The organism is Arthrobacter sp. SPT-J7 (assembly GCF_059089965.1).
The window spans coordinates 88,897-104,345 of record NZ_JBNHFF010000002.1; the positions used below are offsets into that span (position 1 = coordinate 88,897).

The window sequence follows — 15,449 nt, forward strand, 5'->3', positions numbered from 1 at the left end:
CGGCGTGCCACGGCAACCGGAGACCCAAGGCGCGGGCACCTCCACGCCAGCGTGCCATCGAGGACGGGGCCGGCGCGCCGTCCGGCGACTGGATTCGTTGCAGCAGGAAGCGGCATGAGCGCTCCGGCCAGCAGCGGGGCCAGGCACCGACTGCCAGAGACAGAGCACACAAACTCGAACCCCACCTTGGATGCCAGCGGCATTCTCAGCTGTGCTTCAGGCCAGGGAAAGGTGCGCTGGCGCCGCGGGGACCGGCTGGAACGGCTCTTTGAGGACCGCTGCGACGAGCTACGGCGCGACGGCGCGTCGGGCCGGCTCGCCGTCGACAGTCCCGGGCAGTCATTGAGCTACGATCAGCTCGACGCCCGGGCGAACCAGCTGGCCCGCTACCTGATCTCCCGCGGCGCCCGGCCCGGCGACCGGATTGCGCTGCTCTTCGACCAGCCGGTCCGGGCCTACACGGGCGTGCTGGCAGTACTGAAGACCGGTGCCGCCTTTGTTCCCCTCGACGCTGGTTACCCGTCCGACCGCCTCGGCTACATCGTCGAGGACGCGGACGTGAGCCTTGTCCTGTCGCAATCCCACCTGCGTGACCGGATGCCTGAAACTGCCGCTGCCTTCGTCTGCCTCGACGAAGAGGACCCGCTGGTGGCCGCACAGGAGTCCTCGCGTTTAGTACCGGGAGAACAGGTCGCGCACAGCGGCGATCTGGCGTACATCATCTACACCCCCGGCTCGACCGGCCGCCCCAAGGGTGTGGCCATCGACCATCCCAGCATCTGCAACTTCGTGCTCGTGGCGGCCGAGGTCTACGGCTACCAGCCGACCGACCGCGTCTATCAGGGCATGCCCATCGCCCTGGACTTCTCCGTGGAGGAAACCTGGGTACCGTGGATGGTCGGTGCCACCCTGGTTCCCAAGCCCGGCGGCACCAGTCTGCCGGGCATGGACCTGGGCCGGTTTCTGCGGGACCAGCACATCACCGCCCTGTGCTGTGGCCCCACCCTGCTGGCCACCTTGGACGAGGACCTGCCGGAGCTGCGGTTCCTCCTGGTCTCCGGTGAAGCCTGCCCGCGTGACCTCGTCACACGGTGGCACCGCCCGGGCAGGAGGTTTCTGAACGTCTACGGCCTCACCGAAACGACGGTCACGGCCACATGGGATGTGGTCCATCCGGACAAGCCGGTCACGCTCGGTGCTCCGCTGCCCACCTATTCGGCCGTCATCCTGCACCCGGAGGCAGCGCGGGCTTTGCCGCCGGGAGAGCTGGGCGAAATCGGGATTGCCGGCATCGGCCTCGCCCGCGGATATGTCAACCGGGACGACCTGACGCAGAAGGTCTTCATTCCGGATTTCCTGGGCATTGAGAACAATCCCACCGGACGGATCTACCGGACCGGGGATTTGGGCCGGTTCACCGACAGCGGCACCATCGAATATCTGGGCCGGATCGACAAGCAAGTCAAGATCGGCGGCTCCCGGATCGAACTGCCCGACATCGAATCTGTGCTGCTCCAGCACCCCGGCATCGCCTCGGCAGTGGCCAACACCTACGAGCCAGCGCCCGGAATGATCGAACTCGTGGCCTATTACACGCTGCGCCAAGACACGGCCGAGATCGATGAGGCCGCCGTCAGCGCCAAGCTGCGCGGGATGCTGCCCGGCTACATGGTGCCGGCGTACCTGGAGCGCTGCACCGAGATCCCGGTGACGCCCAGCGGTAAGGCCGACCGCACGAAGCTGCCGCCGCCCACTGGAGCGCGCCTGACCGGTGCAGAGCCATCAATGGACTCCCCCGGAGAGCGGGACGAGCTCGGCGCCGACCGTGATCGGGCAGCGCGGACTTAAAGTTGCGGCAGGTGGCTCCCCGGTCCATGGTGGTAGGTGATGATGACCAGACGCGAAGCAGCCCAGTTCCTCGATATCCCACCGGAGATGGCGAAACGCCACGGCATCCCCTCCCGCATAACCCAGGAGGAGCTCGCCGCGTTGGACGCCAACCCACCGGGCTGGCTGGCCCAGTCACGCGCCAACCGCACCGGCAAGCGGCCCGTCTGGACCACGCTGCACTGCGTTGTCTGCGGCCACACGGAGGCCGCCCGACCGAAGAAATGGTGGCCGGACTTCACCTATGTCTACTGCCAGCATCATGATCCGGTGGAGCTGCCGGGACTGCCGGCTGGATGGGTCCGCAGCGAGTATGACGGGATCGGCACCAGATTCATCGGCATCGTTGACGTAGCGCTGCCCGGCTCCTGAGTCTCGGGGCCTTGGGCTGCCCGGCAGGAAAAGAACGCGGCAGGAAAAGAAAAAGCCCCGGAAGTCCGGGGCTAAATCAGTGGAGATGGGGGGAATTGAACCCCCGTCCGATGTTGTGTTGCCAGGACTTCTCCGGGCGCAGTTTGCGTCGGGTTTTCTTGGCCCCAGCCATCCTGCAAACAGGTGGCTGACCCGGGCCCAGCCGTCTAAATGTCCCGAATACCCCAACGGCGAAGGTATTCAGCAGTGGCTCTCTTAATGACGCCAGCATCCGGGGCGAGAGCATCCCCGGGCTGACGGACTTGCAACGCTACTTAGGCAGCGAGTGCGAAGTCAGTGCGCTTAGATTCGGCACTTATTGGTTTGCAGAGAGCGTTTCCGAGATAACTCTGCATCCTCGGCCCGCTTCCCCTGGCGCGACTAACATCGTCGAAACCTGTCATCCCCGTATGTAGTTATCAAAATAACCATGTGTGCCGGCCAGCTACCTGTCCGGAGCATCCAGTGTAACCCATCCCCGCAGCTGTCTATTCCCGCCCCATTCTAGCCAGCGTGCGCGGGCGAGATTACTCTCAAACCATGGTCGTGCGTGCGACGGAAGGCACACCGCAGGGACCGGCATCAATCTCGGCGACGTTCGGCATCGAGGAAGAGTTCCTGTTAATGGATCCCCGGTCTGCACAACCGGTGCCGACGGGGCCGGAGGTGCGGGCGGCCCTGCGTCTGGATACCAACCCGGACTGGGTCAGCACCGAGTTGCTGAATTGCCAGGTGGAGACCGCCACCCCGGTATGCCACACGCTGGACGAAGCGGCCGAGGCGCTGCTGGACTTCCGCCGCGATTTGGCCAAGAGCGCCGTCGCAACCGGGGCAGCCGCGGCCGGGATCGGGGTGATTTTCGACGCCGATCTGCGCCCGGCGTCCGTGACCGACACTCCCCGGTACCGTGGTATTGCCGAACGTGCACCGGCACTGGTCGCCGACCAGTATGTCACCGGCATGCACATCCATGTGGAAGTGCCGGATCCGGAAGTGCGGCTGCAGGTCCTTAATCGGCTGCGGCCCTGGCTGCCACTGTTGACCGCGGTCTCGGCCAACTCGCCGTTCTGGCGGCATGCGGACAGCGGCTTCGCCAGCTGGCGGACCATCCTGTACCGCCGGTGGCAGATCCAAGGCTGCCCGCCGTTCTTTGCCGACCTGCACGATTACCGGGTCCGCGTGCGGCAGCTGTACGCCTCCGGGGTAGTACCGGACCCGGGGCACATCTCCTGGGTCGCGCGGCTCTCGGACCAGTTCCCCACCATCGAAATCCGGGCCTCGGACAGCCAGCTCACGGCCGCCGACAGCGTGCTGCTGGCCGGACTGTCCCGGGCGCTGGTGGCTACCGAACAGGCCGCCGCCGTCGCCGGCCGCCCGGCGGCCAACCACTTCCCCGAGCACCTGGATGTGGCACTCTGGCAGGCTGCCCGGTTCGGGCTGTCCGACAAACTGGTGCATCTCGACTCGGCCACGCTCTGGCCCGCGTTCGATGTACTGGAGTTGCTGCTCCGGCACATCGACGACGCCCTGGAACAACACGGCGACCGGGGCTGGGTACATGAGCAGTGCGCTCGGCTCCGGTTGGAGGGCAACGGTGCGCAGCGTCAGCGGGCGGCGCTGGCCAGCGGCGGGCTGGCCTCCTGGCTCGAGCTGGTGAGCCGGTCCATCACGGCGGGCTGACGTTGCCGAAGCATCAAGGTGCCTGCCCGACTCGCGAGAGGCCTGCGGATCAGGCCCCGCGGTTCTTTTCCCGCATGGCGCGCAGGGCCTCGCGGTTGTCCTGCTTCTCGCGCAGCGTTTGGCGCTTGTCGTAGTCCTTCTTGCCGCGGCCCACGCCGATCTCTACTTTGGCCAGGCCGTCATTGAAGTACAGCTGCAGCGGCACAATGGTGTAGCCGGACTCCCGGGTCTGGCGGGCAATTTTCTCCAGCTCGGCCCGGTGCAGCAGCAGTTTCCGCCGGCGCCGGGCGGCATGGTTCGTCCAGCTCCCGTTGAGGTATTCCGGGATGTAGACCGACTCGAGATACAGCTCATCGTTGTAGAAGATGGCGAAGCCGTCAACCAGCGAGGCTCGGCCCTCGCGCAAGGACTTCACTTCGGTTCCCATCAAGGCCATCCCGGCCTCGTAGGTATCCATGATGTGGTAGTCGTGCCGGGCCTTTCGATTGGTGGCCACTACCTTTCGGCCACTTTCTCTGGGCACGGGGTAACTCCTTCGTCGTCGGAACGTTCCATTATAACGGCGCTGGGGCGTTTAGTCCCGCGCGCCAGCTCCCGCCGCAGGACTAGAGCAGGCCCATCGGGTTCACGAAGTCGCCATTCACGATGGTTTCGAAGTGCAGGTGGCAGCCGGTGGAGTTTCCGGTGCTGCCCACGTAGCCGATCAGCTGGCCGCGGGAGACGCTCTGGCCCGCGTAGACCACGTACTTGTTCAGGTGGTAGTAGTTCGTATCCAGGGCATTACCACCCACCACACCGTGACTCATCGTGACGCTGTTGCCGCCGCCCCACACGCTGCCGTCGGCACGCACCACCACGCCGGAGGCCGGTGCATAGACCGGGGCGTTGCAGCCGGGTCCGTAATCGATCCCGCTGTGCAGGTAGCCGCCGGTGCCGAAAAAGTCGATGGTGCCGGGCGGCGTGGCCCGCCAGCCGAACCCGGACGTGATCACGCCGCTGGTCGGGGCGATCAGGCCAAAGGACGACGGCGATTGGGTCACCGGCTTCGGCGGCTTGACCTTGGGAATGATCTGCGGCACCGGCTGGCCGTTGTTCCGTGCCGCCTGCTGCGCCGCCTTGATCCGGGCCTGTTCGCGCTCCCACGCTTCCTGAGCCTTGCGCTGCGCTTCGGCTTCCCGCCGGGCCTTCTCCTCCGCCTCGCGGCGCAGCCGTTCCTGCCGCTCCTTGATCTGCGAGAGCACCTGCTGCTGGGCCTGTTCGGTCTTGGCCAGCTCCTGCTCGATCTCGGGCTTGCGTGCCTGCAGGCTGTCCGACAGCGCCGAGGTCTCGGAAATCAGCTGATCGACCTTCTGTTTCTCGGCCGCCGCCTCGTCGCGGGCGGTCTGTTCCGCCGCCAGCGCTTCCTCGGCTTGCGCCTTCAGGTCCCGGATTTCCTCTTCCACTGCCTCCAGCCGCGCCTGCGAGTTCACGTTGGTGGCGTTCTGCTGGGAGAGTTTGTTCAGCGCCGCGTTCTGGCTGCGCAGCGCCTGATCTGCCAGATCGATCGTGCTGGCAAGGCTGGCATCGCCGTCTGAGCCGAAGAACAGCGACAGGTTGGACGGCACCCCGCCCTGCTTGTAGGCCTGGGTCGCAATCTGGCCGATCACCTTCTTGGTTTCTTTGAGCTCTTCGGCGTCGCTGGCCAGCTGCTGGTTGATCTTGTCCTTGGTCTGCAGGGCCAAGTCCACCCGCTGCGCCAGGGCGGCGACCTTGTTGGCAGCAGCGTCCACCCGGCCCTCGGCCTCGGTCAGCTTCTGCTGGGCTCCGGGCAGCCGGCTCTGGTACTCCTTGAGCTCCTTGACCGTCTCCACGATGTCCGCGTCGAGGAACTCCAGGGAATGCTCGATCTCCTCGATTTCCTGTTCCAGGGCCGCCTTGCGGTCGTCCAGTTCATCCGCCTGGGCCGGTCCGGCAGAGCCCAGTGAGAAGGCGAGCAGAGCCGCCATGGCGGCACTCAGAATCCCCTGCGGAAGGCATTTCTTCCGCGGCGTTGAACGGCTCACAGCCTGGCTCCCCAATGTCAAGTTCTGCTCACGTTTCACGATTCTAAACCTTCAGGTAGCGGCGCAGGGTCAGCAGGGACGATATTCCTGCCAGGACAGCCCCCAACAGCACCAGCGCGGGGCCGATGACCAGCATGGTGTTGGAGGAAATGAATGCAGTGTCGGGGTACTGGCTGGCCAGCCAATCACCGATGAAAAAGTGCGCCACGGCCCACAGGGTGGCCGAGGCCAGCAGCGCGCCGACCACGGCGGCGATCACGCCTTCGAGCACGAACGGCAGCTGGATCACTGCCTTGGAGGCTCCGACCAGGCGCATGATGCCGGTTTCCCGGCGGCGGCTAAAGGCCGAGAGCCTGATGGTGGTGGCAATCAGGAGGATGGCGCAAACAATCATGATGACGGCGATGCCCACCGCCACCAGCGAGGCGATGTTCATGACGTTGAAGACCTTTTCCAAGATCTCGCGCTGGTCCACCACCACCTCCACGCCGGGCAGCGAGGAGAAGATTTCGTTGATGACCTCGTACTTCTGCGGATCCACCAGGGAGATACGGAAGGATTCCGGCAGCTGGTCGGCGGTCACCGAATCAACAATCGGGGAATTGGCAAACTGGTCGCGGAAGTGGCTCAGCGCGTCCTCCTGCGATTCGTACAGGTAGGTATCCACATACTGCTGCACCGCCGGACTGCTCAGCGTGGCCTCGATCTCGGCCCGCTGCTCATCCGTCACCGGGCCGGACGCGCAACTGGCCGCCGTCGAGGTGTCAACACACAGGAAGACGGCCACCTGGACCTTGTCGTACCAGTAGCCCTTCATCTGGTTGATCTGCATCTGCAGCATGCCGGCAGCGCCCACGAAGGTGAGCGAAATGAACGTCACCAGCACCACGGAGACCACCATGGACAGATTCCGGCGCAGCCCGGAACCGATTTCGCCGAGGATAAAAGCCAGTCTCATTTGGCCTCCTCCGGCTCGCCCAGGTAGATGCCTTCGGCCTGGTCCCGCACCAGCACGCCGTCGCGCAGTTCGATCACGCGCTTGCGCATTTCGTTCACGATCACGTCGTCATGCGTGGCCATCACCACGGTGGTGCCGTTCTGGTTAATCCGGTCCAGCACCTTCATGATGCCCATCGAGGTGGTCGGATCCAGGTTGCCCGTGGGTTCGTCGGCCAGCAGGATCCCGGGCTTGTTCACCACGGCCCGGGCAATCGCCACGCGCTGCTGCTCGCCGCCGGAGAGTTCGTGCGGCATGCGGTGGTCTTTGCCTTCCAAGCCCACCGTCTTGAGCACCTCGGGCACCGTCTCCCGGATCACCGCACGGCTGCGTCCGATGACCTGCATGGCAAACGCCACGTTCGCGAAGACCGTCTTGTTAGGCAACAGCCGGAAGTCCTGGAATACGACGCCGATGCCGCGGCGCAGTTTGGGCACGCGCCAGCTGGGAATGTTGGCCACATTCTGGCCGGCGACGTAGACCGCGCCGCGGGTGGCACGGTCTTCTTTCAGAACCAGCCGGATGAACGTCGACTTTCCGGACCCGGAGGCGCCGACCAAGAACGCGAAGTCCCCGCGGTCGATCTCCAGGCTGATCTTGTCCAGGGCAGGACGCGAGTTCTGATCGTAGATCTTCGTGACGTTATCGAATCGAATCATGACTACTTTGTGCCTCAGTGCCGAGGACGAGGGCCTGTGCTTGGGGGAAGAAACCTCAGCCTCTCGACTATAAGCACGCAGCCTTGGGTTTAGCCTGCAGGACTCCGGGTGTGTCGTTTCACCCGCTCGGCCAAGGCCTGGCGCACCGTACCGGCCACCTCGACGGCGCCCGGGCTGTCCATGACGATCGTGTAGTGGTTGGTTCCGGGCACGTCGCGAACCTGCAGTTCGGGCAGCCGACCGGCCCACTGGTTCACGTACTCCGGCGTATACAGGCCCGCGTCCTCGTTCAGCAGGCCGCGCGGCGCCCGCAGCAGCACGGCCGGCACGTCCAGTGACTCCAGCGCGTCCATCAGGTCCGCCCCGCCGTTGAGGTCGGCGGTGTCACGGGCCATCGCCTCGTAGTTCGTGGCGGGCCGCAGCAGCGGCGGTTCGCCGGCGAGGTCATAGTCAATGTAGTCCTCCACCAGCGCGTTCCAATGGTCGGCGAAGGCCGGGTGTACGCGCCAGAAGTCCCGGTAGGCCTCCCGGCTGGGGAAGGTCGCCGCAAGCCGCTCGGCCGCCGGCCCCAGCACGGACTGGATGACCTCGTCGTCGCTGAGCCCGGCGGGCACTTGCAGCGGCAGCCCGCCGTCCACCAGCACCAGCGACTGCACCAACTCTGGATACCGACGGGCCAGCACCACGGAGGCGAACGCCCCCATGGAATGGCCGACGACGACGGCGCTGCCCACCCGGTGTGTTGCCATCACCTCGGCGAGGTCGTCGGCGTGCGCCGCCATGCCGAACGGTCCGGGCAGTTGGTTGCTGCGGCCACGGCCGCGCAGGTCCGGGGCGATCAGCCGCACGCCGTGGAGCTCCCGCGCCAGCAGGCCCCAGGTGCGGTGCGACGCCGTTACGCCGTGCACGGCCAGCACGGCCGGCGCGTCCGGGTCCTGCGGGCCCCACACGCCGGTGCGCAGGGTCCCGCCGCGGACCGGAACATCCAGCGTGGCGTAGGGCAGGGCTGCCGGTTCGGCGCTCATCGGGCAGACCACCCGCCGTCCATCGTGTAGGACGCGCCGGTGACCATGCCGGCGTCGGCACTGGCCAGCCAGCAGGCCAGCGAGGCCACTTCGTGCGGCTCTGTCAGGCGTTTGACGGCGCTCTCGGTGAGCATCACCTGGGCCACCACTTCTTCCTCCGGCAACTGATGCAGGCGGGCCTGGTCCGCGATCTGCTTCTCCACCAGCGGCGTCTTCACGTAGCCGGGATTGATGCAGTTGCTGGTCACGCCGTGCGCCCCGCCCTCCAGCGCGGTGACCTTGGAGAGGCCTTCGAGCCCGTGCTTGGCGGAGACGTACGCGGACTTGTAGGCGGAGGCCCGCAGCCCGTGCACCGAGGAGATGTTGATGATCCGGCCGAAGCCGCGCTGGTACATGCCGGGCAGTGCCGCGCGGATCAGCAGGAACGGGGATTCCAGCATCAGGCGCAGCATTAGCCGGAAGTCCTCCGGCGCGAACTCCTCGATCGGGTTGATCCGCTGGATGCCGGCGTTGTTCACCAGGATGTCGGTGTCCACCGTCGCCGTTTCCAGTGCGCGGGTATCGCTGAGGTCCACCTGCCAGGCGACGCCGCCGATGTCCTGCGCGACGCGTTCGGCGGCCGCACCATCCAGGTCCGCCACGGTGACCTTGGCGCCGCGTTCGGCCAGCGCCCGGGCGCAGGCTTCACCGATGCCGCTGGCACCGCCTGTGACCACGGCGCTGCGGCCTGTCAGAGTCTGTTCAGCCATGGGGTTGTCCTTCCGTCCCGTGCGGGTGTCCGGGCGCCAGCGCCCGCTCGATAAACTGCATCATTTCTTCAAATACATGGTCGGGCACTTCCCGCGGAACGGGCTGCACACCGGCGTCGTCTTCCCAGAGCACCCAGCGCATGCCGATCAGCTCGCCGATGCCCATCAGCGCCCAGGCCGCGACGTCCGGATCCATCGGACGGACCTCGCCGGTGGCCTGCGCCGCCTTCAGCCCCTCGATGTAGCCGTTGACGATGCGGGTGTAGTGCATCCGCAGCGCGCCCGGCGAGACGAATTCGGCCTGCCGGACAATCCGGTAGAGCGCGGGGTGCTCCGCGGTGAAGCGGAAGAACGCCTTGAACCCGGCCCGCTCAGCTTCCAGCCGGTTGCCGGCGGACTTGGCGGCCTCGGTCATCGCGTGGCGGACCCGCCGGTTGAGGTCCTCGACCACTTCGTCGAAGATCGCCTGCTTGCCCTGGAAATAGAGGTAGAAGGTGCCCAGGCCGACCTCGGCCTGTTCGGTGATCTTGACGATCGAGGCGTCGTGGTAGCCCACCGAGGCGAACACGGTTTCCGCCGCCTCCAGCAGCTTGGCGCGGGTCCGGGTGCCCCGGGCGGTGCGTGGTGCGGCACTCATGATTCCTGCTCCGATCCTGCGAATGCCGCGCCCGCTGGGAGGAGCCCGGGGCTGGCCGCGGCCTGCCGCAGCCGTCCGCGGGCCACCTTGTTCAGCGCCGTCCGCGGCAGGGTCGGGACAAAGTCGAAACAACCGGGGACCTTGAAGGAGGCCAGCTGCGCCTTGCAATGCTCGGCCAGCTCTTCGGCGTCGGTGATTTGCCCCGGGCGGACCACCACGTAGGCCAGTCCCGTTTCGCCCCAGCGTTCATCAGGGACCCCGACGACGGCGGCCTCCGCCACCGCGGGGTGCGACAGCAGGACCTGCTCCACCTGGGCCGGCGACACGTTCTCGCCGCCGGAGATATACAGATCCTTGATCCGGTCCACGATCCGGTAGAAGCCGTCCGCCGTGCGTTCCACCAGGTCCCCGGTGCGCAGCCAGCCGCCGGCGAGCGCGGCCGCCGTCGCCTCCGGGTTGCGGAAGTAGCCGGCGAAGACGCCCGGGCCCGAGACCAGCAGTTCGCCCGTGGCGTTGCCGTGCAGGATCTCGCCGGTGGCCGGATCCGCGACCGCGACGCTGACGTGCGGGTAGGGCTTCCCCGCGTAGCCGATCATCGACGCGGCCTCTTCATTGGGCAGGCAGAGCACATTCGGCGACGCCTCGGTCAGGCCGTAGCCCTGGCTCAGCGCCACGCCGCGCTTGTGCCAGATCCGCAGCAGCGGTGCCGGCATGGACGCCCCGCCGACGATGGCGTGCTGCAGGCTGGAGAGGTCGGTGGACGCGAAGTCCGGGTGCTCGGCCAGCATGGCGTATTGGGCGGGTACGCCCATCATGGTGGTGACCCTGCGCTCGGCGATCAGCTGCAGCACCCGGCCGGCATCGAACGTCCGCTCCAGCACCACCGTGGCACCGGTCCACCAGGCCAGCAGCGGCTGGATGTTCCAGCCGCCCACATGGAACTGCGGCAGCGCCGCCAGCACAACATCGGAGCTGGACAGCTCCATGGTGCGGGAGAGCGAGAGGTTGGTCCAGAAGCAGTTGGCGTGCGTGAGGATGGCCGCCTTGCTGTGCCCCTCGGTGCCGGAGGTGAAAATCATCAGCAGGGCATCGTCGTCGTGCACGTGCCGCTGCACCGCGGCCTCGACCGCGGTGCCTGCCACCCGCCGGGTGGGGCCCGGCACCTGCCGCTCCACCCCGGAAGGCCCGGGTGCCGCGGTGCGCGGCGGCAGCGGCAGCATCGCGGCTGCGGCCGCGGCGAGCGCGTCGAATTCGTGCTCCACCAGCAGCAGTGCCGGGTCGGCCAGCTGCAGCTGCTCGGCGATCTCCCGCGGCGACAGCCGCCAGGACAGCGGCACCAGGACCAGGCCGGCCTTGGCGCAGGCAAAGAACAGCACCACGTGGTCGGCGGAGTTGCCGGTCAGGGTGGCGATCCGGTCCCCCACCCCGTAGCCGGCGGCGCGCAGCCGGCCGGCCAGGGCAACGGCCCGGGCATCGAGCTCGCGGTAGCGCAGGACCACCCCGCGGTCGTCGATCGCCACCCGGTCCGGCGTGGACACGGCGCGGTCGGCGGTCCAGCGGCCCAGGGTGTGGAGCCCGTCCTGCTGGTTGTGCTGCTGGTTCACTCGGCATTCTCCAGTGCTTGGCGCTGCCGGGCGGCTGCCTGGCGGCGCTGGCCGCGGCTGAGGGTGGCCCTGTGCACCGCTCCGGTGATGCCGCCGGGCAGGAAGAGGACCACCAGAATGAACAGTGTACCGAGGATGAACAGCGGCTCCGAGAGCGGGATCCGCAGGATGTCCGGCAGGCCGGCGATGGCCTCGGACTGCGCCAGCGCGGTGAGCCGCTGGTCCAGCAGCGTGTAGAACACGCCGCCGATGATGGCGCCCCAGCGCGAGCCAACGCCGCCGAGCACCACCATGACCAGCAGGGTGATGGTGAAGTCCGCGGAGAGGCTGCGCGGAACGGCGCCGGACTGCAGCAGCAGGTAGACCATGCCCACCGCGGAGGCCAGCACGCCGCCCACCACGAAGACGAGCAGCTTGATCAGATAGGGCTGGACGCCGATCACGCGCACGCGCAGCTCGTTCTCCCGCACGGCCGCGGCCACATGGCCGGCCCGGCTGTACTGCACCCAGGTGACCACGGCGAAGACCACCAGCAGCACGATCAGCGCCAGCCAGTACAGGTTGCGGGTATTCGCCACGCCCAGCAGGGACTCGGGCAGGTTTTCGGTGGCCAGGGTCAGGCCCTCTTCGCCGCCGGTGGCCTGGCCCGGGTTGCGGCCCACCAGCACGTGGCCGGCCTCGGCGAAGGCCAAGGTCACCATGGCGAACGGGATGCCGGTGACGCGCAGCCCCACCGCACCGACCGCGTGGGCCAGCACGATCACCAGCAGCAGCGTCAGCCCCATGGCCGGCAACAGCGGGATGTCGAACGTGTCCAGGATGACGCCGAGCCCGTAGACTCCGGCACCGAAGTAGAGCGCGTGGCCGAAGGAGAGCAGCCCGGTAACGCCCAGCAGCAGGTGGTAGCTGAGCGCCGCCGCGGCCATCAGCATGCACATGGCGATCAGCTGCAGCGACCCCGGCGTGTAGGTGGGCCCGGGCAGCACGCCCGGCAGGGACAGGTTCAGCAGCGGCAACAGGGCCAGCAGGACCACGGCCGCTCCCCCGGCAGCCCACTTGAGCAGGCTGCGGCCGCCGGCGGCAGCACCGCCGTCGTTCTTGCCTTTTCGCGGACCCCGCTGCCGCGCGGCTGGGGCGGCCGTGTCCGGATGGGCGACGGTGCCCCCGGCCGGTGCCGGCTGCACTTCGGACTGCTGGTCGGTCTTGCTGGTGGTCATGATTTCCTCCCGAGCAGGCCGGAGGGCCGGAAGAGCAGGACAAGGGCCAGGGCGACGACGACGACGAAATCCCCGGTGCCGTAGAGGTAGAAGTTGGCGAACTGCTGCAGCAGCGCCACCACCACCGACGCGATGGCCGCACCGGTGAGCGAGCCCAGGCCGCCGATCACGGTGACGATGAAGGCGAAGATCAGCAGCGAGCCACCCAGCAACGGCGAGACGTACTGGAAGTAGTGGCTGGCGAGCACGCCGCCCAGCCCGGCCGCGGCGCCGCCGATGGCGAAGACCAGTGTGAAGGCCTTGCGGACGTCGATGCCCAGCGCGGTGACCATGGAGCGGCTTTCCACGCCGGCGCGGATGATCATGCCGTAGCGGGTGCGCTTGAGGAAGAACACCAGGCCCAGCAGCACGAACACTGCGGCGATGATGGCCACGAAGCGGTCGTTGGCGATCTGGGCGCCGAGGATGCTGGTGGTCTGGCGGAACCACTCCGGTCCGGTGATGTGGATGGTGTCGGTGCCCCAGATGCCGTCGAACAGCGCGACCGACGCCAGCGAGAGGCCGACGGTGACCAGCACCTGTTCGATATGCCGCTCGTACAGCCTGCGGATCAGCACGAACTCGGTGAAGGCGGCAAACAGCGCGCCCACCACGGCGCCGATCAGGAGCGAGCCGAGGAAGGTCCACCAGTTGTCGGCTCCGGCGCGGCGGGCGAATTCCCAGCCGGCGAACGCGCCCAGGGTCAGGAAGGAGCCGTGCGCGAAGTTCAGCACGCCCATCAGGCCGTAGATCAGGCTCAGCCCGGAGGCCACCAGGAAGTACAGCGCGCCCAGCCCCAGGCCGGTCACGGTCAGCAAGACGATGGTGCTCACTTCTGCGCTCCGTTCCGGTCGGTGGTGGCGTTGACTGCGTCCGCGCCTTCTGGTTTGTCGCCGTGCCCGGCGTCGGCGTGGACGCCCAACAGCCGCTGGGTCAGGTCCTCGTTGTCCAGGAATTCCAGCGCGCTGTCGGTGGTGTGGACCACCCTGCCGCCGGAGAGCACCACCGCGCCGGCAGCCAGCTGGCGGACCACCTGCAGGTTCTGTTCCACCAACAGGATGGGCACCGTTTCCGCAGCGCGTTCCAACGTTTCGGCGACTTCCTGCACGATCTTGGGGGCCAGGCCCTTGGTCGGTTCGTCGATCAGCAGCAGCTTGTTCTCGTTCAGCAGTGCCCGCGCCAGCGAGACCATCTGCTGCTGGCCGCCGGAGAGCGTACCGGCCATCTGCGAGGCGCGCTTGACCAGGTCGGGGAAGAGTTCCTCCACCAGTTGGCGGCGCGGGGACGCGTCCCGTTCGGCCAGCCGCAGGTTCTCCGCCACGGTCAGCTTGGAGAAGACCTCCCGGTCCTCCGGGACGTAACCCACGCCGCGGCGGATGATCTTGAACGTCGGTTCCTTGTCGATCCGGGTCCCGTCCAGCGTGACGCTGCCGGTGCGCGAGATCAGGCCGATGACGGCCTTGATGGTGCTGGTCTTGCCCACGCCGTTGCGCCCGAGCAGGGCGGTGATGCCGGTGGCCGGGACGGAGAAACTAACGTCCTCCACCACCTGCTGGCCGGCAATGTGGGCGGTCAGGCCGGCGATTTCCAGTACCGGGCGGGCGGTGCCGCCGGGCGCTGCGTCCGCGGCTGGCTGCGGTTGCTGGCTCATACGGGTTCTCCCAAATAGGCGCTCTGGACAGTGGGGTTGGCCATCACCGCGTCCGGGGTGTCGATGGCCAGTAGCTTGCCGTGGTGCATGACTGCCACCCTGTCCACCAGCCCGAGGACCACATCCATGTGGTGCTCGACCATCATCACGGTGCAGCCGCGGTCGCGGTGCATCCGGCGGATGATTGCGCTGAGTCCCGGGACATCGCCGGAGGCCACCCCGGCCATCGGTTCGTCCAGCAGGATGACGGCGGGATCGCCGGCCAAGAGCATGGCGATCTCCACCTTGCGCTTGTCACCGTGCGAGAGGTCTCCCGCCGCGGTCTGCAGTTTGTCCTCCAGCCCGACCTCGGCGATGTTGTTCTTGGCCAGGGAGGTGGCTGCGTCCGTTCGCGACGGGAACCGGAAAACCGACAGGCTTCCGCCTAAGGCGGCCTGCGCTGCCAGCCGGACGTTTTCCAGCACGCTCAGCCGCGGAAACAGGCTCGAGGTCTGGAACGTTCGGCCCAGTCCGGCCCGTGCCCGGTGGTGGATCGACGCCGAGGTGACGTCGGCGCCGTTGAGCTTGACTGATCCTTCCGTCGGCTTGAGCACGCCGGAGATGAGATTGAACAACGTGGTTTTGCCGGCACCGTTGGGTCCGATCACGCCGACCATTTCGCCGGTCGCCACGGAAAATCCGACATCCTCGAGGATGCGGGCGCCGCCGATCTGCAGGCCGAGGCCGTCGACCAGGAGCGCGGGCTGATCTGGGGAGGTCATCATGTCACTTTCTGTGCGGTCACGGACCGAGGTCATTTGCCGGGTTCGCGGCCAGGGGCGCCGCCCTCCGCGTGGGTCGGGCGGCGCTCC

The 15,449-nt window shown here is 67.4% G+C and carries 15 protein-coding genes and 1 other RNA gene; 3 read left to right on the forward strand and 13 right to left on the reverse strand.

All coding sequences use genetic code 11. From position 1 onward, the window contains the following. The first annotated feature begins 114 nt into the window (after positions 1-114). Both AC5RWX_RS03250 and AC5RWX_RS03255 read left to right on the forward strand, forming a co-directional pair. Complete coding sequence (locus AC5RWX_RS03250; RefSeq protein ID WP_493938786.1) at positions 115-1,848, forward strand: amino acid adenylation domain-containing protein; 1,734 nt, start codon at positions 115-117, stop codon at positions 1,846-1,848. Between the two features lie 39 nt (positions 1,849-1,887). Continuing rightward, entirely contained in the window at positions 1,888-2,259 is a 372-nt protein-coding gene (locus AC5RWX_RS03255) for a hypothetical protein (RefSeq protein WP_493938785.1), read from the forward strand. Positions 2,260-2,336: 77 nt separating this feature from the next. Here AC5RWX_RS03255 and ssrA read toward each other — a convergent pair. Beyond that, positions 2,337-2,706, reverse strand: a transfer-messenger RNA (tmRNA) gene (ssrA, locus tag AC5RWX_RS03260). Between the two features lie 132 nt (positions 2,707-2,838). On the opposite strand from ssrA, the gene AC5RWX_RS03265 reads away from it, so the two are divergent. Then, the gene (locus AC5RWX_RS03265) at positions 2,839-3,978 is read left to right on the forward strand and encodes a carboxylate-amine ligase (RefSeq protein WP_493938784.1); all 1,140 of its coding nucleotides are present in this window, start codon (positions 2,839-2,841) and stop codon (positions 3,976-3,978) included. A 49-nt stretch (positions 3,979-4,027) separates the two neighbouring features. Here the strand turns inward: AC5RWX_RS03265 and smpB are convergent, their stop codons facing one another. The 12 genes from smpB to AC5RWX_RS03325 all read right to left on the reverse strand — a co-directional run bounded on the left by smpB (position 4,028) and on the right by AC5RWX_RS03325 (position 15,359). Then, a complete protein-coding gene (gene smpB / locus AC5RWX_RS03270) occupies positions 4,028-4,501 on the reverse strand; it encodes an SsrA-binding protein SmpB (RefSeq protein ID WP_127511404.1) in 474 nt (157 codons plus the stop codon). A gap of 82 nt (positions 4,502-4,583) precedes the next feature. Further along, a complete protein-coding gene (locus tag AC5RWX_RS03275) occupies positions 4,584-5,963 on the reverse strand; it encodes a peptidoglycan DD-metalloendopeptidase family protein (protein WP_493938782.1) in 1,380 nt (459 codons plus the stop codon). Between the two features lie 100 nt (positions 5,964-6,063). Continuing rightward, the gene (ftsX, locus tag AC5RWX_RS03280) at positions 6,064-6,978 is read right to left on the reverse strand and encodes a permease-like cell division protein FtsX (RefSeq protein WP_493938780.1); all 915 of its coding nucleotides are present in this window, start codon (positions 6,976-6,978) and stop codon (positions 6,064-6,066) included. Then, positions 6,975-7,676 (reverse strand): cell division ATP-binding protein FtsE, encoded by a 702-nt coding sequence (ftsE, locus tag AC5RWX_RS03285; protein ID WP_493938779.1) that lies wholly within the window; start codon positions 7,674-7,676, stop codon positions 6,975-6,977. The genes ftsX and ftsE overlap by 4 nt, the downstream gene beginning before the upstream one ends. An 89-nt stretch (positions 7,677-7,765) precedes the next feature. Continuing rightward, positions 7,766-8,701: an alpha/beta fold hydrolase gene (locus AC5RWX_RS03290; RefSeq protein WP_493938778.1), complete on the reverse strand. Its 936-nt coding sequence runs from the start codon at positions 8,699-8,701 to the stop codon at positions 7,766-7,768. Then, positions 8,698-9,450: a 3-hydroxybutyrate dehydrogenase gene (locus AC5RWX_RS03295; RefSeq protein ID WP_493938777.1), complete on the reverse strand. Its 753-nt coding sequence runs from the start codon at positions 9,448-9,450 to the stop codon at positions 8,698-8,700. The genes AC5RWX_RS03290 and AC5RWX_RS03295 overlap by 4 nt, the downstream gene beginning before the upstream one ends. Further along, positions 9,443-10,087: a TetR/AcrR family transcriptional regulator gene (locus tag AC5RWX_RS03300; RefSeq protein WP_493938776.1), complete on the reverse strand. Its 645-nt coding sequence runs from the start codon at positions 10,085-10,087 to the stop codon at positions 9,443-9,445. Before AC5RWX_RS03300 ends, AC5RWX_RS03295 begins: the two co-directional genes overlap by 8 nt. Further along, positions 10,084-11,691 (reverse strand): class I adenylate-forming enzyme family protein, encoded by a 1,608-nt coding sequence (locus tag AC5RWX_RS03305; RefSeq protein WP_493938775.1) that lies wholly within the window; start codon positions 11,689-11,691, stop codon positions 10,084-10,086. The genes AC5RWX_RS03300 and AC5RWX_RS03305 overlap by 4 nt, the downstream gene beginning before the upstream one ends. Then, a complete protein-coding gene (locus tag AC5RWX_RS03310) occupies positions 11,688-12,908 on the reverse strand; it encodes a branched-chain amino acid ABC transporter permease (protein WP_493938774.1) in 1,221 nt (406 codons plus the stop codon). Before AC5RWX_RS03310 ends, AC5RWX_RS03305 begins: the two co-directional genes overlap by 4 nt. Further along, positions 12,905-13,780, reverse strand: coding sequence for a branched-chain amino acid ABC transporter permease (locus AC5RWX_RS03315; RefSeq protein WP_493938773.1), 876 nt, complete (start codon positions 13,778-13,780; stop codon positions 12,905-12,907). Before AC5RWX_RS03315 ends, AC5RWX_RS03310 begins: the two co-directional genes overlap by 4 nt. Continuing rightward, entirely contained in the window at positions 13,777-14,598 is an 822-nt protein-coding gene (locus AC5RWX_RS03320; protein ID WP_493938771.1) for an ABC transporter ATP-binding protein, read from the reverse strand. Before AC5RWX_RS03320 ends, AC5RWX_RS03315 begins: the two co-directional genes overlap by 4 nt. Then, positions 14,595-15,359, reverse strand: a complete 765-nt coding sequence (locus AC5RWX_RS03325; protein ID WP_493938914.1) for an ABC transporter ATP-binding protein — start codon at positions 15,357-15,359, stop codon at positions 14,595-14,597. Before AC5RWX_RS03325 ends, AC5RWX_RS03320 begins: the two co-directional genes overlap by 4 nt. Positions 15,360-15,449: the final 90 nt, after the last annotated feature.